The sequence below is a fragment of the Halomarina pelagica genome, from assembly GCF_024228315.1.
In the GTDB taxonomy this organism is placed as follows: Archaea; Halobacteriota; Halobacteria; order Halobacteriales; family Haloarculaceae; genus Halomarina; species Halomarina pelagica.
In genome coordinates this window covers 1,716,725-1,737,497 of the sequence record NZ_CP100454.1, presented here as the reverse complement: position 1 = coordinate 1,737,497, position 20,773 = coordinate 1,716,725, and the positions used below count along the sequence as shown (strand labels likewise).

General features: G+C 71.3%; 19 protein-coding genes. 4 read left to right on the top strand and 15 right to left on the bottom strand.

All coding sequences use genetic code 11. From position 1 onward, the window contains the following. Positions 1-32 precede the first annotated feature (32 nt). Positions 33-494, bottom strand: coding sequence for a thioredoxin-dependent thiol peroxidase (gene bcp, locus NKI68_RS08970; RefSeq protein ID WP_254546374.1), 462 nt, complete (start codon positions 492-494; stop codon positions 33-35). Positions 495-574: 80 nt separating this feature from the next. Here bcp and NKI68_RS08965 point away from each other — a divergent pair, with 80 nt between their 5' ends. Further along, entirely contained in the window at positions 575-1,336 is a 762-nt protein-coding gene (locus tag NKI68_RS08965; RefSeq protein ID WP_254546373.1) for an SDR family NAD(P)-dependent oxidoreductase, read from the top strand. Here the strand turns inward: NKI68_RS08965 and NKI68_RS08960 are convergent. From NKI68_RS08960 to NKI68_RS08900, 13 genes are all read right to left on the bottom strand, one after another. Next, entirely contained in the window at positions 1,333-2,724 is a 1,392-nt protein-coding gene (locus tag NKI68_RS08960) for a phenylacetate--CoA ligase family protein (RefSeq protein ID WP_254546372.1), read from the bottom strand. The genes NKI68_RS08965 and NKI68_RS08960 overlap by 4 nt on opposite strands. Before the next feature lie 54 nt (positions 2,725-2,778). Then, the gene (locus NKI68_RS08955; RefSeq protein ID WP_254546371.1) at positions 2,779-4,059 is read right to left on the bottom strand and encodes an MFS transporter; all 1,281 of its coding nucleotides are present in this window, start codon (positions 4,057-4,059) and stop codon (positions 2,779-2,781) included. Positions 4,060-4,115: 56 nt separating this feature from the next. Next, the gene (locus NKI68_RS08950) at positions 4,116-5,354 is read right to left on the bottom strand and encodes a carboxypeptidase regulatory-like domain-containing protein (protein WP_254546370.1); all 1,239 of its coding nucleotides are present in this window, start codon (positions 5,352-5,354) and stop codon (positions 4,116-4,118) included. A gap of 54 nt (positions 5,355-5,408) precedes the next feature. Beyond that, positions 5,409-7,493 carry a DNA mismatch repair endonuclease MutL gene (mutL, locus tag NKI68_RS08945; RefSeq protein WP_254546369.1) on the bottom strand — a complete coding sequence of 695 codons (2,085 nt, stop codon included), beginning with the start codon at positions 7,491-7,493 and terminating at the stop codon, positions 5,409-5,411. Beyond that, positions 7,486-7,884 (bottom strand): NUDIX hydrolase, encoded by a 399-nt coding sequence (locus tag NKI68_RS08940; protein WP_254546368.1) that lies wholly within the window; start codon positions 7,882-7,884, stop codon positions 7,486-7,488. The genes mutL and NKI68_RS08940 overlap by 8 nt, the downstream gene beginning before the upstream one ends. Then, on the bottom strand, positions 7,881-10,622 hold the full coding sequence (mutS, locus tag NKI68_RS08935; RefSeq protein ID WP_254546367.1) for a DNA mismatch repair protein MutS: 2,742 nt from the start codon (positions 10,620-10,622) through the stop codon (positions 7,881-7,883). Before mutS ends, NKI68_RS08940 begins: the two co-directional genes overlap by 4 nt. Before the next feature lie 82 nt (positions 10,623-10,704). Next, positions 10,705-11,106: a type II toxin-antitoxin system VapC family toxin gene (locus tag NKI68_RS08930; protein WP_254546366.1), complete on the bottom strand. Its 402-nt coding sequence runs from the start codon at positions 11,104-11,106 to the stop codon at positions 10,705-10,707. Continuing rightward, entirely contained in the window at positions 11,103-11,369 is a 267-nt protein-coding gene (locus NKI68_RS08925) for an antitoxin VapB family protein (protein WP_254546365.1), read from the bottom strand. The genes NKI68_RS08930 and NKI68_RS08925 overlap by 4 nt, the downstream gene beginning before the upstream one ends. 157 nt (positions 11,370-11,526) lie before the next feature. Beyond that, on the bottom strand, positions 11,527-12,096 hold the full coding sequence (locus NKI68_RS08920) for a GNAT family N-acetyltransferase (RefSeq protein ID WP_254546364.1): 570 nt from the start codon (positions 12,094-12,096) through the stop codon (positions 11,527-11,529). Between the two features lie 261 nt (positions 12,097-12,357). Then, positions 12,358-13,698 carry a bifunctional hydroxymethylpyrimidine kinase/phosphomethylpyrimidine kinase gene (gene thiD, locus NKI68_RS08915; protein ID WP_254546363.1) on the bottom strand — a complete coding sequence of 447 codons (1,341 nt, stop codon included), beginning with the start codon at positions 13,696-13,698 and terminating at the stop codon, positions 12,358-12,360. Positions 13,699-13,808: 110 nt separating this feature from the next. Beyond that, complete coding sequence (locus tag NKI68_RS08910; protein WP_254546362.1) at positions 13,809-14,309, bottom strand: type II toxin-antitoxin system VapC family toxin; 501 nt, start codon at positions 14,307-14,309, stop codon at positions 13,809-13,811. Continuing rightward, a complete protein-coding gene (locus tag NKI68_RS08905) occupies positions 14,302-14,628 on the bottom strand; it encodes a hypothetical protein (RefSeq protein WP_254546361.1) in 327 nt (108 codons plus the stop codon). Before NKI68_RS08905 ends, NKI68_RS08910 begins: the two co-directional genes overlap by 8 nt. Before the next feature lie 154 nt (positions 14,629-14,782). Further along, the gene (locus tag NKI68_RS08900; RefSeq protein ID WP_254546360.1) at positions 14,783-15,805 is read right to left on the bottom strand and encodes an AIR synthase family protein; all 1,023 of its coding nucleotides are present in this window, start codon (positions 15,803-15,805) and stop codon (positions 14,783-14,785) included. A gap of 132 nt (positions 15,806-15,937) precedes the next feature. Between NKI68_RS08900 and NKI68_RS08895 the strand changes: the two genes are divergently transcribed. Genes NKI68_RS08895 through NKI68_RS08885 form a run of 3 tightly spaced genes read left to right on the top strand, consistent with a single transcriptional unit; the run spans position 15,938 to position 19,398 of the window. Further along, complete coding sequence (locus NKI68_RS08895; protein WP_254546359.1) at positions 15,938-17,074, top strand: glycosyltransferase; 1,137 nt, start codon at positions 15,938-15,940, stop codon at positions 17,072-17,074. Positions 17,075-17,119: 45 nt separating this feature from the next. Beyond that, on the top strand, positions 17,120-18,628 hold the full coding sequence (locus NKI68_RS08890) for an alkaline phosphatase family protein (RefSeq protein ID WP_254546358.1): 1,509 nt from the start codon (positions 17,120-17,122) through the stop codon (positions 18,626-18,628). Beyond that, positions 18,625-19,398, top strand: coding sequence for a polysaccharide deacetylase family protein (locus NKI68_RS08885; RefSeq protein ID WP_254546357.1), 774 nt, complete (start codon positions 18,625-18,627; stop codon positions 19,396-19,398). Before NKI68_RS08890 ends, NKI68_RS08885 begins: the two co-directional genes overlap by 4 nt. 111 nt (positions 19,399-19,509) lie before the next feature. Here NKI68_RS08885 and NKI68_RS08880 read toward each other — a convergent pair whose 3' ends face one another. Further along, positions 19,510-20,703 (bottom strand): sulfatase-like hydrolase/transferase, encoded by a 1,194-nt coding sequence (locus tag NKI68_RS08880; RefSeq protein ID WP_254546356.1) that lies wholly within the window; start codon positions 20,701-20,703, stop codon positions 19,510-19,512. Between the last annotated feature and the right edge of the window lie 70 nt (positions 20,704-20,773).

Below are 20,773 nucleotides of genomic sequence, written 5' to 3'. Positions count from 1 at the left end.
GGCCTCGCTCTTTCCCTTCCGGCGAGGCTCCCCTACGCCTCGCGCGCCTCGAGATCTGACAGGACCGCCTCGGCGTGGCCCTCCGGCGAGACGCCCTCGTAGGCGGCGACGACCTCGCCCCCGTCGACGACGTACGTGTTGCGGAACGTGCCGTCGAAGGTGTTGCCGAACATGGTCTTCTCGCCGTAGGAGTCGTAGCGCGCGGCCACCTCCCCCTCGGGGTCCGAGAGGAGGGTGAAGGGGAGGTCGTACTTCTCCGCGAACGCCCGGAGGTCGGCGGTCGAGTCGTCGCTGATCCCGAGGACGGTGATCTCGCGCTCCTCGTACTCGTCCCACGCGTCGCGGAAGCCGCAGGCCTCGGTCGTGCAGCCCGGTGTGTCGGCGCGGGGATAGAAGTAGACGACGACCGGACCGGCGAAGTCGGTCAGTCGGGTCGGCTGTCCGTCCTGATCGAGCAGTTCGAAGTCGGGTGCGTCGTCGCCTGCCGAGAGCATCGTCCGTCGAGTCGCGAAGCGAGAGCAAACGGGTTGCGGTCTCCCCCGGGAGTTATCGTCCCCCGTGACCATCCGGCGGTATGCGACTCGATGACGCGACCGTGTTCGTGACGGGGGCGGGTGCCGGGATCGGCGAGGCGACCGCGCTGCGCTGCGCCGAGGAGGGAGCGACCGTGATCGCCACCGACGTGGACGAGGCGGCCGCCGCGGGAACCGCCGACGCCGTCCGCGAGGCGGGCGGCGAGGCCGCCTCGCACGCGCTCGACGTGACCGACGGCGATCGGTTCCACGACCTCGTGGCGGCGACCGCGGAGGAGTACGGCCTCGACGGCGTCGTCAACAACGCGGGCGTCGGCCACCCGCCCGAGTACACCGAGGAGACGGGGACTGACGTGCTCGAGCGGGTGGTGGACATCAACGTCTACGGCGTCTGGCACGGCTGTCACGCCGCCCTCCCGATCATGAAGGATCAGGGTCGCGGCGCGATCGTCAACGTCGCCTCGCTCGCGGCCGTCCTCGGCCTGCCGAAGCAGGCGGTCTACTCGCTCACGAAGGGGGCCGTGCTCAACTTCACGCGGGCCGTCGCCGCCGAGGCGGGACCGAAGGGCGTCCGCGCCAACGCCGTCTGCCCGGGGTTCACCGACACCGACCTCGGCCGGCAGTACTTCGAGACGCGCTCGAACCCCGAGGAGGTTCGCGCGCGGATGGAGGCGCAGTACCCGCTCAAGCGCCTGGGCGAACCCGGGGAGATCGCCGACGCGATCCTGTTTCTGCTCTCCGAGGAGTCGTCCTACGTCACGGGACACGGCCTGATCGTCGACGGCGGGTACTCGATCAGCTAACCGACCTCGGACCACACCTGCCGGAACTTCCCGCTGTCGGGGTCCCGCTGTGGGGGTTCGTCGTCGTGCACGACGATCACGTCGCCGATCCCCTGCTCGTGGAGGTACGACCGCAGGCGCTCCTCCGCGCGCTCCCGGGCGGCGTCCGCGTCGCCGCCGGCGCTCGTCGCAATGCGGAGGTCGAGCGTCGCGTCCTCGATCTGTCGCAGCTGGAACCGTTCGACGCCCGGCGTCCCCTCGATCGCGCCGCCGACCCCGAGGGGGAACACCGGTACCCGGTCGCCCGCCTCGCCGGGCAAGCGGAGCACGTCGTCCGTCCGCCCCTCGACCTCGACGACTGGAAGGGGACTGCCGCAGGGACAGTCCTCCGGTACCGCGGTGAGGCGATCGCCGAGGTCGTAGCGGACGAGTGGCTGGACGCGGTTCGCCAGGTTGGTGAGGAGGACGGTGTGCGAACGTTCCCCGGGCGCGACCGGTTCGTAGTCCTCGTCGACCGGTTCGAGCACGACCCAGTCGGCGTTAGCGTGGAGGTTTCCGACGGCACACTCGAACGCACAGGCGGTGAACTCGGTCGCGCCGTACAGTTCGCGCACTCGACCGAACGCCGTCTCCAGTTCCTCGCGTCCCGCGGACGGGAGCGTCTCCGCCGTCGGCACGACGAGCGCCGGATCGACGCGAAGTCGTCCGTCGCGTCGTTCGCGCGCGAGTTCCCTGAGGACGGTCGCGTAGCCGACGAGCATCGCGGGGCGATAGTCGTTCAGCGCGGCGACGAGGTCGGGGAGCGGTTGGCTCACGGAGAAGACGCGGATGCGGTCGCCCGCGAGCCGCGGCGCGAGGTTCCGGGCGAACTCGACGCCGGCGACGCCCGCGTAGTGGCCGTCGGTCGCGGCGATCAGCGCGCGTCGACCGCCTCGTCGGACGTACTCGCCAACGCCGCCCCGCCCGAGCCACGGGCCGATCGCGCGGAGCCCACCTACCGCGGAGAGGACCGCGAGCGCTCGGCGATCCTGTACGAAGATTCCGGGATTTCCCGTCGTCCCCGACGTAGTCCACACCGGATAGCGCCCAAGGTACGGCTCGCCGATCCGATCGTGGTCGGCCACGAAGTCGTCGAGGTCCTCCACGGTGAGCGCCGTGTCCGTCACCACGTCGTCGAAGCGGTCCATCAACTCGGGTTTCGTCACCGGCGGGTACGCCGTGAGGTCGGTCGTTCCCTCGGGAACGTCCGCGTAACGGTCCCTGTAGAAGCGCGACTGGCGGCGGACGAACGCCAGGTGCTCGCGGAGGTGGCGGCGTCGGTAGCGTTCGACGGTGGCGGTCGTGCCGCGGCCCGCACGCCACGTCTCCAGCGGGATCGTGAGGTACTCGGTCGGTCGCACTGTCGTCACCGACGAACCGTACCGCGCGCGGCGTCATAACGTCCGTTCACCGCGTCACGAGTGTCACGCGACGGTGCTCGCGGTACCCTCGAAGTCCCGTCCGAAGGCGAGAAAGAGCACGACCCCGAGGACGCCCACCGCGGACGCGGCGGTGAACGCGAGTTCGGGCGAGTACCCGTAGAGCACCCCGCCGATGGCTGCGCTCGGGATGACGACGAAGTTGCGCACGAGGTAGTACGACCCCGCCACGCGGCCGCCGGCGTTTCGCTCCGCGGGACCGACGATGAGCGCCTTGTGGGCGGGCAGGCCCGCGAACCGGAGTCCCGAGAACGCGAACAGCAGCGCGACGGCGACCGGGTCGGCGGGCGCGTGGACGAGCAGTACCGGGAAGACCGCGTACACGGCGAACCCGAGCGCGACGACCGGCTTCAGCCCGACCCGTCGGGTCAGGGCCGCGACGGGGACCATCGTCAGGAGCGCGACGGCCATCTCGACGGCGAGCAGCACGCCGAAGAACGCGTCCGGCCCGAGGTAGCCCACGACGGGGAGGGTCGCCGACACCCGCAGGAACTGCGTGACGACGATGACGAAGAACGTGTAGACCATCCCGTTGGCGAAGCGTACGAGCGTGTCCCCGAGCAGGAGCGGCGGGAGTTCCGGCGGGAGGTTCCGCAGGTCCGCCGCCAACTGCCCAACGCCGGCGAAGGACTTCCCGAGCGTGTCCCCCTCGGGATCGTAGAGGAAGTGCTGGGCGACGGTGCCGACGAGCGCCGCGACCGCGGCCACCGCGATCACGTACCGAAAGCCGAGCGAGAAGCCGTAGCGGGCGACGAGCGCCGCGGCGAGCAGCGGTCCGACGAGGAACGCCGTCCGGCGGACCGTCTCGGTGCTCGCGAACCCCGTCGCCAGCCGGTCGTCGCGCACGCTCTGCTTCACGACGGCGAACGTCGCGCCGAGACCGAACGACTGCCAGCACTGCACCAGGAGGAGGCCGACGAACACCGCCCCGACGCCGAGGCCGAGCGCGCCCGCGGCGGCCCACAGGACGAACCCGAGCGTCGAGAGCAGGCCGAACAGCGTGAGCGCCGTCCGCGATCCGATGCGGTCGGAGAGCGCGCCGCCGGGGTAGGGGTAGGCGAAACTGATGACGTTCCCGACGGTGCCGTACAGGCCGATGACGACCGCACTCGCGCCGAGGAGATCCAGGTACCGCCCCATGTAGCGGCCGGTCATCTGGAAGCCGAGGCTGAACGCGAACATCGACAACGAGAGGACGAGCACGTCACGCTCGAACGAGAACAGCTGACGGACGATTCCCCGGACGCTCGCGCTATCGCTCGCCACAGTGTCCGTTCCGGACGACGATCACATGAATCCCGCTATAATGGCTCGATAGGTCTCTATAGCCTCGCCCGCCGACCGACGGCGGCACCCAGCGCGAGGGCGGCGGCGAGCAGCGTCGCGCCCCCCGTGAACCCGGGACCGGCCCCCTCCGTGGCCTTCGGCCCGTCGGTCGCCGTTTCGTTCGGGACGTCGGCCGACGCCGCTCCGTCGTCGCCGTTCGGCGACGAGCCGCTATCGCGCACGCCCTCTACCACTACCGCGTTGGAGGTGACCCCGTCCGCGGCGACGACGATGCGCCGCGGTCCCGCCTCCTCGATGGGGATCCGGGCGACGCCCTCGTCGTTCGTCTCGCCGACGCGCTCCCCGTCGATGCGGACGGCCGCACCCGAAACGCGCTCGCCGTACTCGTCGGTCACCGTGACGATGACCGTCTGCCCCACGACCGTCTTCGAGTTCGCGACCATGAGCGAGAGCGACGGGGTGCGCCGGATGTCGACGGTGGCCGTCGTCTCGTCCTCGTCGACCGACAGGGTGCGGCTCACCGACTCGTAGCCGGGCTTGCTCACTCGCAGTTCGTGCTCTGCGTTCACCGGCACGGAAGCGGTGAAGCGTCCGTCTTCGGACGTGTTACCGCTCGCGTGGTCGCCGACGTGTACCTGCGCGTCGGCGACCGGCCGAGGATCCTCGAAGTGGTCGTCTACCACCCGGACCTCGACTGGGACCGTGCCCGAGTCGAGTTCGAGCATCCAGAACTGGTCTCCCTTCACGTCGAGCGAGCGGTCGAGCACGTAGTACCCCGACTTCTCGATTCGGAGACCGTACGTCCCCCGCTCGACGTCGCCGGTGGTGAACGCACCGTTCTCGTTCGTCTTCCCCTTCGCCACGACGTCCCCGTCCTGCGTGACGGTGACCGACGCGCCGACGACGGGGCCGTCGTCGTCCCCGACGTAGATGCTGGCGCTCCCGCGCTCGACGACGCCGACGGTCACCTCGCCGCCGGCCGCGCTCTCGATCACGTACGGATCGTTTCGTATGTACCGGTCGTCGTCGACGGAGATGCTGACCGTGCTGCCCTTCGGCACGTCGATGAGGACCTGGCCGTTGCTCCGCGTCGTGTCGGCCGCGCTGCCGCCCGCCCACTCGGCGATCACCTCCGCGTCGCTGACGGGCGCGCCCTCCCGATCGACGACGGTGACGGTGAGCGTCACCTCCTGGTTCGCGGCGAGGGCCGTCGGAAGCGTCGCGGTGACGAGGAGCGCGCAGACGGCGACGAGCGCCAACTGTTCGAATCGCATACTGTTCGGAAGGAATGAGTGTGACTAATCACTGTCGCCGGCGTCTGACGCGCGTCACTCGCTCCGACGACCGGCGTGTCCCGGGTAGTCGCGCTCGAACCGGTCCTCGATCTCCTCGCGGTCGAAGGCGACGATCGTGGGGCGGCCGTGCGGGCAGGCGTAGGGGTTCTCACAGCCGTCGAGCGCGGAGAGCAGGTCCACGACCGAGCCCTCCGTCAGCGAGGTGTTGCCCGTCACCGAGGGGTAGCAGGCGAGGTCGGCGAGCAGGTCGTCCGCAGCGGCCTCGACCGTGCTCGCCCCGTCGCCCGCCACGAACGCCGTCAGGAGGTCGCGGACCAGGTCCTCACGCCCCGTCAGCAGCGCGGGGACGGTGCGCACCTCGGCGACGCGATCCGCCACGAGCCCCGCGTGGAAGCCGAGCGACGCGAGGGCGTCCTCGAAGTCCTCGAACAGCGCCGCCTCGCGCGCGGTGAGTTCGAGGCGGACCGGCTCCGCGAGCGCCTGCGTCGTCACGTCCCCCGCGAACGCCTCGCGGAGACGCTCGTAGTTCACCCGCTCGTCGGCCGCGTGCTGGTCGATCAGCACGAGGCCGTCGTCGGTCTCCGCGACGACGTAGGTGTCGTCGTACTGCCCGAGTACGGACAGCGACGGGAGGCGCTCGTACTCCGGTTCCGGGTCGTCGTCGCTCAGGCGGGTCTGCTCGGTCGCGGCGCAGAACTTTCGCGACCGTCCGCGGTCGTGGGGATGCGCTTCGGGCGTCGGCCCGCGTTCGTCGGCGTCGGCCACACTGGAGTCGTCGCTCTCGCCGCGCGCGCTCGTGGCCGACGCGCCCTGCCCGTCGCGCTCGCCGGCGTACATCGGGTCCTCGGTCGGCGCGGCCGACACGGAGGGGTCCGCGCCGTCGACCGGGGAACGGGGGCGCGCACTGCGCGGCGGGGCGTCCCCGTCCCGCGACGCCGCCTTCTGGTCCCGTCCGTCGCGCCCCGCGTCCCCCTCGTCGCCCTCGTCGCCCTCGCCGCCCCCGTCCCTCGTCCGCTCGCCCCCCTCGCCGGCCTCGACGCGCTCCGGCGCGATCTCGGCCTGCTCGGGGGCGGATCGACCGCGGGGCGCGCCCGAGCGGATCAGCCCCTCGTCGAGCAGCGCGCGCTCCACGGCCGCCCGGACCTGCTCGCGCGCGCCCGCCTCGTCCGCGAACCTGACCTCGAGCTTGCGCGGGTGGACGTTCACGTCCACGGTCGCCGGGTCCACGTCGAGGAAGACGACCGCGAAGGGGTAGCGATCCGGCGCGAGCTGTGTCCCGTAGGCGTCCACGATCGCCTCGCGGACCGTGCTCGCGGTGACGTACCGCCCGTTGACGAACGCCGAGCAGTACTCGCGGCTCGCGCGGGTCGTCTCCGGGTGGCTCACCAGCCCCGACACGTTCTCGAGGGGGCCGTCCGGGAGGGTCGAGGCGTCTCCCTCGATCGGCACCATCGCGCTTGCCACCTCGCGACCGTAGACGGCCATCACGGCGCTCCTGCGGTCGCCGCGGCCCGGCGTGGCGAAGCGCTCGCGCCCGTCGGCCTCGAAGGAGACGGCGACGTCGGGGTTCGCCAGCGCGTAACTCGTCGTCACGCGCTGGACGTGGTCGGCCTCCGTCGCGGGCCGCTTCAGGTACTTCCGCCGGGCGGGGACGTTGTAGAACAGGTCCGTGACCTCCACGGTCGTCCCCTCGGGGCAGCCGGCGGGCTTCGCGCGCTCGACGTCGCCCCCCTCGACGACGAGTTCCGTCCCCCGCGCCTCCCCCCGGGGCTTGGTCGTGATCGAGAGCCGCGAGACGGCCCCGATGGCGTGCAGCGCCTCGCCGCGGAAGCCGAGCGTTCTGACGCCCCGCTCCAGGTCCTCGACGTCGGCTATCTTGCTCGTCGTGTGCTCCTCGACGGCTCGTCGAACCGCCTCCTCGTGCATTCCGCCCCCGTCGTCGGCGACGCGCACGCCGTCGATCCCGCCGTTCTCGACGCTCACCGCGATCCGCGAGGCCCCGGCGTCGAGGCTGTTCTCGACGAGTTCCTTCACGACCGAGGCGGGCCGCTCGACCACCTCGCCGGCGGCGATGCGCTCGACCGTCTTCGGGTCGAGCCGGCGGATCTCGTCACTCATCGCGACCCCTCAGTGCACGTTCGAGCGCCGCCGTCTGCCGGTCGTTCAGCAACCGGGGTGCGTCGGCGGGATCGACCCACCGGTAGTCGACGTGCTCGTGGCTCAGGCGCACCTCGTTTCGGGTCGTCGTACAGCGGTAGATCACCGCGAACCGGTCCGTCCCGCTGCTCCGCCACGCCGCCGTGTGGACCGGCCGTCCGACCTCGACCTCCAGGCCCGTCTCCTCGCGGATCTCGCGCCGGAGGCCGTCGTGCGGGCGCTCCTCGACGCCGAGCCTGCCGCCCGGGAGTTCCCACCCGTCGTCCGGGTCGCGGAGGAGCAGCACGTCGCGCTCCGGGCCGAACAGCACCGTCTTCTGGTGGACGGTCGCCCGGAGGGGGCGCTCGGTCATTCCGGCAACCGCCCCCGGAGGTCCTCAATCAACTGGAGGGCGGCAAGCGGCGTCATCTCGTTCGGATCGGCGTCCCGGAGGTCGGCGAGCACGCGCTCGGTCTCCGGGTCGAGTTCGGGTTCGGGTTCGGGTTCGGGGCCGGCCCCCGTCGGGGGATCGACCGCCGACCCCCCGTCCGCCTCCGCCTTCGCCTCCGCCGCGCCCCGGAACGACCCGGAGCCGAGGTCGAAGACGGCCTGGACGGTACCGCCGTCCCCGCTCCCGCCCTTCGCCTCGACGGCCTTCTCCTCCCGGAGTGCGTCGAGCACCTCGTCGGCGCGCTCGACGACGGGCGTCGGGACGCCCGCCAGGTCCGCGACGTACACCCCGTAGGAGCGGTCGGTCGCGCCCTCCTCGACGGTGCGGAGGAAGGTCACCTCGCCGTCCCGTTCGTCCACCGCGACGTGGACGTTCGACACGCGCGGCAGGTGGTCCGCGAGCGTCGTCAGCTCGTGGTAGTGGGTGGCGAAGAGCGTCATCGCGCCCACGGCGTTGTGCAGGTACTCCGTCGCCGCCCACGCGATGCTGATGCCGTCGTAGGTGGCCGTCCCGCGGCCCACCTCGTCTAAGATCACCAGCGACTCCTCGGTGGCCGAGTGGAGGATGTTCGAGAGTTCCTGCATCTCCACCATGAACGTCGAGCGTCCCTGGGCGAGTTCGTCGAGCGCGCCGACGCGCGTGTAGATGCCGTCGACGACGCCCACGCGCGCCCGCCGGGCGGGGACGAAGCTCCCCACCTGCGCGAGCAGCGTGATGAGCGCCGCCTGGCGCATGTAGGTGGACTTCCCGCTCATGTTCGGTCCCGTCACGATGAGGAAGCGGCGGTCGGGATCGAGGCGGAGGTCGTTCGGGACGAACTCGGTGTCCGTCTCCACGACGGGGTGACGACCCGCCTCCACGTCGAGCACGCCCGGCTCGGCCAGCTCCGGTCGCGTCCAGTCGCGTTCGACGGCGTGCACCGCGAGGCTCGCGAGCGCGTCGAGTTCCGCGAACGCCCGGCCCACGTCCTGCAAGAGCGCGGCGCGCGCCGCCACCTCGTCACGGAGTTCGCCGAACAGCTCGGACTCCAGGTCGGCGCGGCGCTCCTCCAGGCGGAGGATCTCGCGCTCGCGCTCCCGGAGTTCGTCGGTGACGTACCGCTGGGCGTTCTTCAGCGTCTTGATGCCCTCGTAGTCGTCGGGGACCGCGTCGGCCTCGGCCTTCGGCACCTGGAGGTAGTAGCCGTCGGTCTTGTTGCGGCCGACCGAGAGCCGGGAGATACCCGTCCGCCGCCGCTCGCGCTCGTCGAGCGTCTCGAACCACTCCCGGTTCGCCTCCAGCCGGTCGATCAGGTCGTCCAGTTCGTCGTCGAACCCGTGGCGGATCACCCCGCCCCCCGCGACCGCGTTCGGCGGATCGTCCGCGAGCGCCGCCGAGAGCGCCTCGCGGAGGTCCGCGGCGGCCTCGTGATCCGGTCGCGAGAGCACCTCGCTCGCCGGCGACTCGCGCAGGCGCTCGGAGTCGGAGACGACCTCGACCAGTCGCGGGAGGAGCGCGAGCGTCTCGCGCACGCGCAGGAGGTCGCCCGGGCTGGCGCTCCCCGAGACGCTCCGGCTGGCGAGCCGTTCGAGGTCGTACGCCTCCCCGAGCACCTCGCGGAACTCCTCTCTCGCGAGCGCGGCGTGCGCGAAGGCGGCCACCGTCGACTGCCGCCGCTCGAGTTCGCCGCGCGACCGGCGGGGCCGCCCGAGCCACTCCTTCAGCAGTCGCCCGCCCGCGCTCGTGACGGTGCGGTCGATCGTCTCGTACAGCGAGCGCCCCGCGCCGGTCATCGTCTCGGTGAGTTCGAGGTTGCGCTGGGTCGTCGCGTCGAGTTCGACGTGGTCGTCCGGGCGGTAGGGCTGGAGCCGCGTCACCGACGCCAGCGCGCCGACGCCCGTCTCCGAGAGGTAGGAGAGCGCCGCGCCCGCCGCGCGGACGGCCGCCTCCCCGATCGGGTCGGCGTTCCCCTCGGCGGAACCGGAGCGCGATCCGCCTCGACCGCCGTCCGACCCGCCGAGCGATTCCAGCACGTCGCCGAAGTGCTCGCGGACGGCGTGACGCGCCCGTCCCGGCGCGAAGTCCTCCGTCGCGTGGAGGGTGAGCGTCGTCTCGACGCGCTCCTCGATCCGCGCGAGCAGGTCGTCGTCCCCCCGGACCTCGGGACCGGGAAGCACCTCCGTCGGCGCGAAGCGGTACAGCTCGGTGCAGGCGGCCCCCGCGCCCGCCACGGTCGTGACGTGAAAGCGCCCGGTCGTCACGTCGACGAACGCGAGGCCGTACCTCTCTCCGCTCGCGCCCTCGCCCTCCCGAACGACGGTCGCCAGGTAGCGCGCCTCCTCGCTCGTCGTCTCCAGTAGCGTGCCCGGCGTCGCCACGCGGACGATCTCGCGGACGATCTCGCCGTCCTCGCGCTCGCGCTGGTCGGCGACGGCGACGCGGTACCCCCGCTCGACCAGCGCCGTCAGGTACGGCGTGAGTTCGGAGAGGGGCACGCCCGCCATCTTGTAGGACTCCCCGCCGCTCGAACGCTCGGACACCTTCAGGTCGAGTTCGCGCCCGACCGCCTCGGCGTCCTCGTGGAAGAACTCGTAGAAGTCGCCCATCTGCATGGCGAGCAGGTCGGCGTCCGACTCGCGCTTCAGGGCGAGGTACTGCCCGACGATTCCCTCCGCAGTCATGACTGTTGAGTGGTGGCGGGCGGAGCAAAACGCTGTGGGTTCGTCCGTGCGGGGTGGGCGTTCGGCGGGCGTCGATCAGTGATCAGTACGTCTCGACGGCGACGCCCTCGAACCGCTCGAAGTCCGCCGGATTGCGCGTCACGACGGTCGCCCCGAGATCTCGCGCCACGGCGGCGATGAGGAGATCGCCCGCGAGCGCGTTGATGCCGTCGCGGTTGATCCCCGGATCGTCGCGAAGCGTTGCCTCCAACTTACCGGCGACGTACGCGTGGTTCGCGTCGAACGGGACGATCCGGAGCCACCGGAAGTCCGCCAGGAGCTCTTCCCTCGTCGGATCGCCGATCAGGTGCTCGCCGACCGCGATCTCCTTCAGGTCGACGCTCGTCGTCACCAGTTCCTCGTCCTCGTGAGCCGCGAGATAGTCGGCGACGGCGTCCTCGCCGCGGAGGTAGTGGACGAGGAACGTACTGTCGAGCAGCTTCACTCCTCGTCACGCTCGACGAACGTCTCCAGCACCCGCCGCTGACGTTCCGACAGCCCCTCCCCGGTTCGTCGCCGCGAGGCGGCGACGGCGGCTTCGAGTCGCTCGCCGTCCTCGTCGCCGTACCTCCCGAACCCGTGTCGCCAGTCGGCCGCCACCGCCTCCGTGAGCCGCTTGACCGTGTCGCTGAAGCTCTCGTCCTCCAGCTTCTCCGCCCTCAGGCGCTCGTAGGCCTCGTCGTCGAGGCCGATCGTCTTCGTTCCCATGGTGCGTCTTTGTGCGCCCGGACACAAAACGTTCGCGTCGACTTCGATGCGTCCCCGTGGCGGTCGCGGGTGGGAGCGTCAACGTCCGCGCGAATCAGGGAAGGCGGCGCGGAAGCGTGCCCTCGGTGGGGGTTCCCGCCTCGCTACGCCGTCGAGGTCATCCCCCGAGGACCGCCTCCGGCCCCTCCCACTCGTGGACAAGGAGCCCGTAGCTCTCGTCGTCGACGCGCTCCCCGTCGACGAAACTGGTCTCGCGGACGGTCCCCTCGTGCACGAACCCGAGGCGCTCGCAGAGCGCGACGGACGCCTCGTTGGGGGCCATCGCGCTCGCGGAGATCCGGTGCAGACGCAGGCGGCGGAACCCGTAGTCGAGGAGGTGCGCGCAGGCGTCGAGGGCGTACCCCTTCCCCCACACCTTCGGGTGGAACCAGACGCCGATGTTCGCCCACCCGCGGGCGTGGTCGATCGGGTACAGCTGCACCGACCCGACCGGGTCGCCCGCGCGCTCGCCCTCGCGCGGGACCGCGAGCAGCGAGACGCCGTCGTCGCCCGTCTCTATGGGCCACAGCTCCTCGCGGTAGCGCTCCTCGGTGTGCGGCGTCCGGAAGACGTCGATGTACCGGCGCACGTCGGGGTGGTTCACCCCCTCCCGGAGGAACGGGAGGTCCTCCTCCTCGATCGTCTTCAACTCTATACGGTCGCATTCGATGAACGTCGGTCCTGGCATTACTGTCCTCTCGATGGTCGGTCGGCTGGCGGTGCGGCGATAGCGCGCGCTGAGCGCTCGACGCGCCAGTAACGCGTCGAGCGGCTCAGAAGCGAGAGGAGCGGGTCATCGGTCAGCTCTACGCCCCACTGTCGCCAGGAATGGGATAAGCGTTCGGATCAGAGCGAGAGGTACGGGATCACGGCTCCCTCGTCCCCCGAGTACGACAGCGCCTCCGCCTGGCTCGCGCCCGGGGGTCACGAGGTCGACGACGTTCGGCTCTCACCCGTTCTTCGCGACCGCGTTCGCGAGCGACAGCGCGCGTTCGGTCAGCGCCGCCGCGCCCTCGGCGAACAGGACCGCCGTCGCCTCGCGGCCGACGCCCGCCTCGAAGGCGATCGCGTCTGGCGTCTCCCCCCCGTCGAACGCCCCCGCTACGCCCTCCTCGTAGCCCGTCTCCCCGCTCGCGACGGCGACCGACCACCCGAGCGCGTCGATCGCCGCCCGCACGTCGTCGCCGTACCGGACGTTCAGCGCGAATCGGAGCGCCGGGTCGAACTCCCGGGCGGCCAGCAGCACGCGCGCGACGTGCTCGGACGCCCCGAAACGCGCGCCTCCCGCCGGACCGATCCCGTCTACCGTCCGCCGGATCCGCCCGTCGACCGCGGCGATCTCATCGACTCCCTCGGCGTAGGGGGTCGCCCCGGCGACGTTCGTCCCCACCTCCGGGACGAGCGCGCGGACGCGCTCGCCCTCCCGGAGGAGGTCGCGCGCGATCCCCTCGACCGCCGTCGCGGTGCGCTGCCGGTCGGCGCGCTCGCGCAGCGCCGCGAGGTGGTGGACCGCTCCCGGGCCCTCGCCGACGGCGTGGTGGTACCGGACGGCCCGCTCCATGAAGTCGGTCGCGCGCTCGACGGCGGCGAAGGGATCGTCGCCGTGCGCGAGGCGGGCCGCGACCGCGCTCGCCAGCGTGCACCCCGAGCCGTGAGTCGCGTCGGTGTCCACGCGCGGGTGGCGGTACGTCTCGACGCGATCCGGGGCGACGAGCACGTCCACCACCTCGTCGCCGGTGTCGAGGTGCCCGCCCTTCACGAGCGCCGCGTCCGCGCCGAGGTCGAGCAGCGCCTCGCCCGCCTCGCGCGCGTCGGCCGCCGTCTCCGGGCGCTCGCCGACGAGCACTTCGACCTCGTCTGCGTTCGGCGTCACCACCGCGGCCTCGGCGATCAGCGCCTCGTATGCCGCCTCGGCCGCCTCGGCCAGCAGGCGGTCGCCCGAGGTGGCGACCATCACCGGGTCGACCACCAGCGGGAAGTCGAAGTCGGCGGCGTAGTCGGCGACCGTCTCGACCACCTCCGCGGTGGCGAGCATCCCCGTCTTGGCCGCGCCGATCTCGAAGTCCGAGAGCACGGCGTCGAGCTGCGCCTCGACGTGCTCGAGGGGGAGGACGTGCACGCCCGTGACCCCCCGGGTGTTCTGTGCCGTCGTGGCCGCGATGACGCTCGTCCCGAACGCGCCGAACGCCTCTGCCGTCTTCAGGTCCGCCTGGATGCCCGCGCCGCCGCCGGAGTCGCTGCCCGCGATGGTGAGCGTCACGGGGCGGGTGACGGGTGCTGACTGTCGCATGCGTCGAGATGGGGTTACCACGTAGGTATAGTGTGCGGTGGTCGCGTTCGGTAACCTCTTCGAACGACGTCCCGTCCAGAGAGCGATCGATACAGGTTCGGTCGATGCAGCTACGGACGTCGGTCGTGATACGGGAGCGTCGTCACGTCGAACGCGTCGTAGTGGCGGTCGTACGTAACGATGTGATCGACCTCCAACTCGTCCATGTGGGCCGCGACGACGAAATCCGTGAACGAGGCGTTCAGATCGGTCCACTCGGTGAAGGTAGTCTTCGCGTTCTCGAACGCTACTTCCGAGACGTGTTCGAGCCGATAGACCGTGCTCTCGTCGAGCGTCGTCACGAATCTGATCGAGTTCCGCGTCGACGCCTGCTTCTTCAACCGGGTGGCGGCTTCGTCCACGATGTGTTCGTTCACGACGAGGCGACGGTAGGGAAGGTCACCGTCGCGGACGAACGCCATGAATGCCCGTGAGAGGCCGTGCATTCGATCACGCGGGTTGAACAGGGTGTAGAGGAACTTCGGCCCGACCATCACCTGGTGGCGGACGTGCCCCGGTCGAAAGTGCTCGGCCGTGATGGTCCCTATCGGCGTCTCGACCGGTTCACCCATCGGACTGACCGTGTCGTCCAGCCGGGTCGTCGGCGAGCGTGAACTCGACGTCGGTACCGCGCCACTCGTCGACGAGGTCGTCCTCTCGTCGCGCGTCCGTCTCCGCCATCGCCGGGAGCGACGCGTCGTCGAGTTCGTCGAGGACGGTGAACGCCCGGTCGTTCGGGTCGGCTTGCCGCTGGCGTTCGACCCACCCGACGAGGGCCTCCCGGCTGGCTTCCTTGACGGTCAGCCCCCGCTCTCTGGCGAACGTCCGGAATCGCTCGTACTCCTCGCCGCTCAGTTCGGTCTGGACGTGTTTGGAATCGTCGCTGCTCACGGTCACTCCCCTCTACCGTCCGATACTGGTTCATGAGACATGAAATGCACGCATGAGATACTCCATGTCCCATCTCGTTCCGGAACGCGCTCGTGGGGTGGGGAGGATCGAACGCTCTCGTCCGCTGTGCACATCCCGGTCCACGCGAACGACGCTACTCCTCCAGCTTCGGCAGGTTCTCCGCGACCGCGGCCCAGTAGGGATCCGCGCCGGGGTGGTCGGTCGGCTCGCCGTCCACGACCAGCCCGGAGCCCTCGACCACCCGGCCCGCGTCGGCGGCGGGGACGCCCTCGGCGTCGAGCGCGTCGAGCACGTCGTCCACACCCTCCTCGGGCACCGTGAGCAGGAGCGTCCCCTCGCTGATCGACGCCCACGGGTCGACGTCGAAGAACTCGCAGGTCGCCTCCACGCCGGGGAGGACGGGGATCGGGTCGCGCTCGAGTTCGATGCCGACGCCCGCGGCGCGTGCGATCTCGTAGCACCCGCCGTAGACGCCGCACTCGGTGGCGTCGTGCATCGCGCTGACGGGGGCGGCCGCCGCGGCGACGAGCGCGTCGCGCACCGGGGACATGTCGTAGAAGCGCTCCTGGGCGGCCTCGATCTCGTCGTCGGGCACCTCCCCGCGCATGAGGTCCTCGAACTGGATCGAGAGCAGGCCCGTCGCCTCGACTGCGGGTCCCTTCGTCACGACGACGCGGTCGCCGACGCGCGCCCCGTCCGGCCGGACGAGGTCGTCGTGCTCGCCCACGGCGATGGCGGTCGCGCCGCCGACCATCGGGTAGTTGCACCCCTCGTAGCGGGCGGTGTGACCGGTGACGACGCTCACGCCCAGGTCGCGCGCCTCGGCGTCCATCGTCTCCCAGACGGTGGCGAACTGCTCGTCGGTGATCTCCGGCGGGAGGTTGAAGTCGATGCTGAGGTGCGTCGGCGCGAGGCCGGAGACCGCCACGTCGCTCACGAGGATGTGGAACGCGAACCACGCCGCCCGCTCGAAGCCGAGCGAGGGCATGACGAACACCGGATCGGTCGCCATCGCGACCGCCTTCCCGCCCACGTCGATGGCCCCGAAGTCCACCCCGTGCTGCGGGGCGAGCAGCACGTCCTCGCGGTCCGCGCCGAGGTGCGGGTAGATGTACTCGTCGAAGAACTCCCGGTCTACCTTACCCAGGTCTGTCATACCGCGTGGTACAACCAGATGGTCCTTAGCCGTGGTGGTCGGTCGCGCCGCCGACCGTCGGGAAGTCGCACCCTCGTCGCGCGCCGCTCGCCTGCCGGTGACCTTTTGCTCCGCCTCCGCGCACGGTCGTGCATGTCGTCGCCCGTCGATGTCGAGGACCTGTCGGTCGCCGTCGCCCACTGGGGGATCGACTCCCCGGGGGGCGCGGAGGCGGTCGCCGTCGCGATCGCCGAGACGCTCGGCTGCGAGCGCATCTACACCGTCGGCCCGCCCGACGAGCGCACGCGCCGCGAGTACGACCACGTCGAGTTCCACGACGTCTGTCGCGACCTCCCGCTCTCCCCCCTGCGGTCGGCGCAGGCGCGCGTCGACCGCCTCTTCGAGTACGCCCTCTGGGAGGACGTCGACTGGCGGTCCTACGGCCCGCCGGACGTGCTCGTCACCAGCGGCGCGACCACCCGGGCGGTCCTCACCCCCGACGAGACGCTGCACCTCAACTACTGTCACTCGCCGCCGCGGACGCTCTACGACCGCTACCACGACCGAACCGCCTCCCTGCCCGGCGCGCTCACCCGGCCGCTGTTGCGCTACCTCCGCGTCCGGGACGGCGCGCTCGACCCCCGCGTCGACGGCTACCTCGCGAACAGCCCGGTCATCGCGCGGCGCATCTGGAAGTACTACGACCGCGAGGCGGAGGTGCTCTACCCGCCGATCGACGTCGCGGCGGCCCGGGAGCGCGAACGCGACCGCGGCGACGAGTACCTCCACCTCGGCCGCCTCGACGTCGAGAAGGGCGTCCCCGAACTCGTCGCGGCGTTCGAGGACCTCGACCGCGACCTCGCCTTCGTCGGGCCGCGGGGCGACGTCCCGGACGCCGTCCTCGACCGCATCGAGGCCGCGCCGAACATGACCTACCTCGGGTTCGTCGACGTCGAGGAGAAGTACGATCGCCTGGCGACCTGCCGGGCGGTCGCGTTCAACGGCGTCCAGGAGGACTTCGGCATCGTCCCCATCGAGGCCGTCGCCAGCGGCGCGGCGTGTCTCGCCCGGAACGAGGGGTTCCCCGGCCTGTTCGTCGACGACCGGACCGGCCTGCTCCACGACGGGACGCCGGCGGGGATCCGGGAGGCGGTCGAGCGCTTCGAGGCGGAGCCGTTCGACGCGGACCGCGACCTCGCCGACCCCTTCTCGCGCCCGGCGTTCGAGCGGCAGCTTCGAGACACGGTAACAGCCCGCTACGCCGCCTTCGACGAGCGATTCCGCGCCTGACGCCCAATAACGGTTTATAGCGAACCGACCTACCACGCGGGTAGGATGACAGAGACAATCGTCTTGGGCCTGGACGGCGCGAACTGGTCGCTCCTCCGTCCGTGGCTCGAGGACGGGACGCTCCCGAACGTCGCCGCGTTACGGGAGGAGGGCGTACACGCCGACATGCAGAGCTGTCTGCCGCCCGTCACCTGCCCGAACTGGCGCTGCTACACGACGGGGAAGAACCCCGGCAAGCTCGGCGTCTTCTGGTGGGAGAAGATCGACACCCGCTCTCGCACGCTGACGACGCCCACGTCCCGATCGTTCGACGGCGCGAACTACTGGGACTACCTCAACGAGGACGGTCACACGACCGGGATCGTGAACGTCCCGATGACCTACCCCCCCTTCGAGGTCGACGGCTTTCTGGTCGCGGGGGGCCCCGGCAGCGAGCAGTCGGGCTACGCCCACCCGCCGGAACTCGGCGACGAACTCGACGCCGAGGGCTACCGCCTCCACCCCGAGACGCCCGTCACCGCCCGCGACGACGTGGACGCCGCCCACCGCGTCGTCGACCTCATCGACCGCCGCCTCTCGACGTTCCGCGACCTCCTGGAGGAGCGCCCCGTGGACGTGGCCCACTGCACCGTCTTCTACGTCAACGTCCTCCAGCACTTCTTCTGGCGCGGCGCGCCAACGCGCCGCGCCTGGCAGGTCATCGACCGGCACGTCGGCGCGATCCGCGAGGAGTACCCCGAGGCGACGCTCCTGCTCATGTCCGACCACGGCTGTACGGACATCGACACCGTCTTCCACGCCAACAGCTGGCTGGAGCGCGAGGGCTACCTCGCGACGACGCGGAGCGCGACGGACCGCGTCGGCCGCTTCGGGGTGAACAAGAAGCGCGTCTCCCAGCTCGCCCACCGCCTCGGCGTCCACGACCTCGTGGTTCGACTCGCGCCCGATCGCCTGAAGGACGCCGTCCCGGACGACGAGTCCGGGTTCAAGCGCGAGCAGAAACTCGCCCGCGTGGACTGGGAGCGCTCGACGGCCATCGCGAGCGGTCAGGGCCTGATCTACGTCCTCGACGACGACGAGGCGACCACCGAGCGCCTGATCGCCGACCTCGAGGCCCTGCGGGACGAGGCGGGTCGCCCCGTCGCGAGCGAGGTGCTGCGTCGCGAGGAGGCCTACTCGGGGCCGTACGTCCCCGAGGCACCGAACGTCGTCTTCGACCAGCGCGAGGGCGTCCACACGAGCGGCGCGATCGGCGACAACCCCGTCTTCTCGGAGGCGGGTCGCTGGGAGGCCGAGAACGTCCGGACGGGGCTGTTCCTCGCGGCCGGGCCCGCCGTCTCGGGCGACGTCGACGACACCGTCTCGATCACGGACGTCGCGCCGACCGTCCTCCGGAGCGTCGGGAGCGCCGTGCCGACCGACATGGACAGCGAGGGCCTCGACCTCTTCGGCGACGAGGTCGCCCTCCGCGACCCCATCGACGTGCGCGGCGACGACTCCGCGTCGGACGAGTCCGTACAGGACCGCCTCGCCGACCTCGGTTACCTCGAATGACGGTCTGTCTCACGGGCGACGTCCACCACATGTCGCTCGACACCCGCGACCAGGTGTACCTGGAGGCGTCGGAGGTGGACGCCACCCTCGGGTACGTCGAGATCGCGGCGAGCTACGACCTCCCGGTCACCCTGTTCCTGACGGGGCTGGCGGCCCGCGAGGAACCGGCGCGGGTCGAGCGGCTCGCCGCCGCCGACGGCGTGGAGATCGGCGGTCACAACTACTACGCCTTCAGCACCCCCGTCCACAAGCTCTGGCGCGGACTCACCGGCTCGTGGAACGGCCCCCGCCGGTTCCAGGCCTGGGAGATCCGCCGGACGATCGACGCACTGGAGGGCTGCGGCGCGACGGTCCGCTCCTGGCGCGACCACGCCTACCGGCACGACGACGAGACGGCCGACCTGCTCGCGAGCCACGGGATCACGCACTTCTCGGACGTCGTCGATCCGGCCGGAGCGGTCGAGCGCGGGCGGCCGACGGTCGTCCCGGTGAACACGCCGCCCGACCACGAGCACGTCTACCACGCCTTCCGGACCCCCGCGTTCGTCGAGGAGGACGGGTTCGAGGGGCCCTTCGGGACCGAGTCGGTCCACCCCGACGAGTGGGTCGAGTGGGTGCTCGACGCCGTCGCCGAGCACCGCGAGGCCGGCCGCACCGCGACGGTGCTCGCCCACCCGGCGTGCATGCGCCTCGCCGACGAGATGGCGGCGTTCGACCGCCTCTGCGACGGCCTCTCTGCGTACGAGGCCGTCACCGTCCGGGAGGTGTAGTCGGACCGCCGCGACGATCCGACGGGGCGAGGACGGAGCGACGCGCCGCCACTCGCGTCCCTCCCGCTACTCGCATCACTCACGCCACTGGCGTCACTAACGCCACTCGCGTCACTCGACGTAGCCGAGCGCCCGGAGCTGGTCGGTGCTGATGCGCTCTACGTCCGCCTCGCGCTGTTTCGTCTCGAACCCCTCGACCAGTTCCTCGCGCACGCGGAGGAGGTGGGGCTCGCCGTAGACATGTTCGCGCTCGCCGAAGATCCGGAGCAGGTTCAGGTACTGCCGGAGCGGGCCGCGCCGGTTCGCCGGGGCCTGCGCGCCCTTCAACCACTTTCGGTGGGCCGCGAACGCGAGGCGTTCCTGTGGCCCCTCGACGTTCCGAACGAGCCCGCCGTCCGCGTCCCACGCCGAGCACGCGCCGTAGCGGATGCGCCCGGCGTTCGCCCAGAAGTCTGACCTGACGACGCGGTACTCCGGCGGCGTCGCGTTCCAGAGGTCGAGCCCGTCGCGGTCGGCCGGCACGTCCTCGCCGAGCGCGCCGAGGGCCGTCGGCGCGAGGTCCGTCCCCGAGAGGAGGGTGTCGATGCGCTCGCCCGCCGGGAGGCCCGCCCCCACGAAGACCGTCGGCACCTCGACGAGTTCGGGACAGACGGGCGCGCCGTGGCCCCACACCCCGCCGCGCTCGGGTTCGCCGAGCAGTTCGCCGTGGTCGCTGGTGAACACGACGAGCGTCTCCTCGAGCAGCGCGCGGTCCTCCAGGTCCTCGACGAGCCGTCGGAACCGCTCGGCGCTCGTCTCCACGCCCGCGTGGTACAGCTCGACGAGCCGGTCGGGGTCGTCGCCGTAGCGCTCGAAGAACGCCGGGGACGTGCTCCAGTCGTCGTCGGGGAGGTCGTACGGCGCGTGGCCGCCGTGGTCGTGGACGACGACCGTGAACGGCGGCTCCGACCCCTCGACGGTTCGCTCGCCCCGGATCCGGAGGACGCGGTTCGGCGGCTTCTGCGCGGGATCGGAGACGTTGTCCCAGATGGTCCGGAGGTCGGTCCCCGCGCGCTCCCCGGCGAGCAGGGGCGGCGTCTCGGCCAGCACGTCGTTGAAGTTCCAGACGCAGTGGCGGGCCGGGTACAGGCCGGTCATCATCGACGGAACGCTCGTCGCGGTGTAGGTGCTCGCGGCGATCGTCCGCCCCGCGACGCCCCGCTCCGCGACGTCGGTCGGGAGCGCGTCGTAGCGGAGACTATCGCTGATGAAGACGACGACGTTCTCGACGGTATCGCGGCCGCTGAACTTCGACAGCCCTGGCATTGCCGTCCCGGAAGGTCCCTCGCCCAATAAATCCACTCGCCGTCGCCGTGGGCACTGATAGCCGACGACG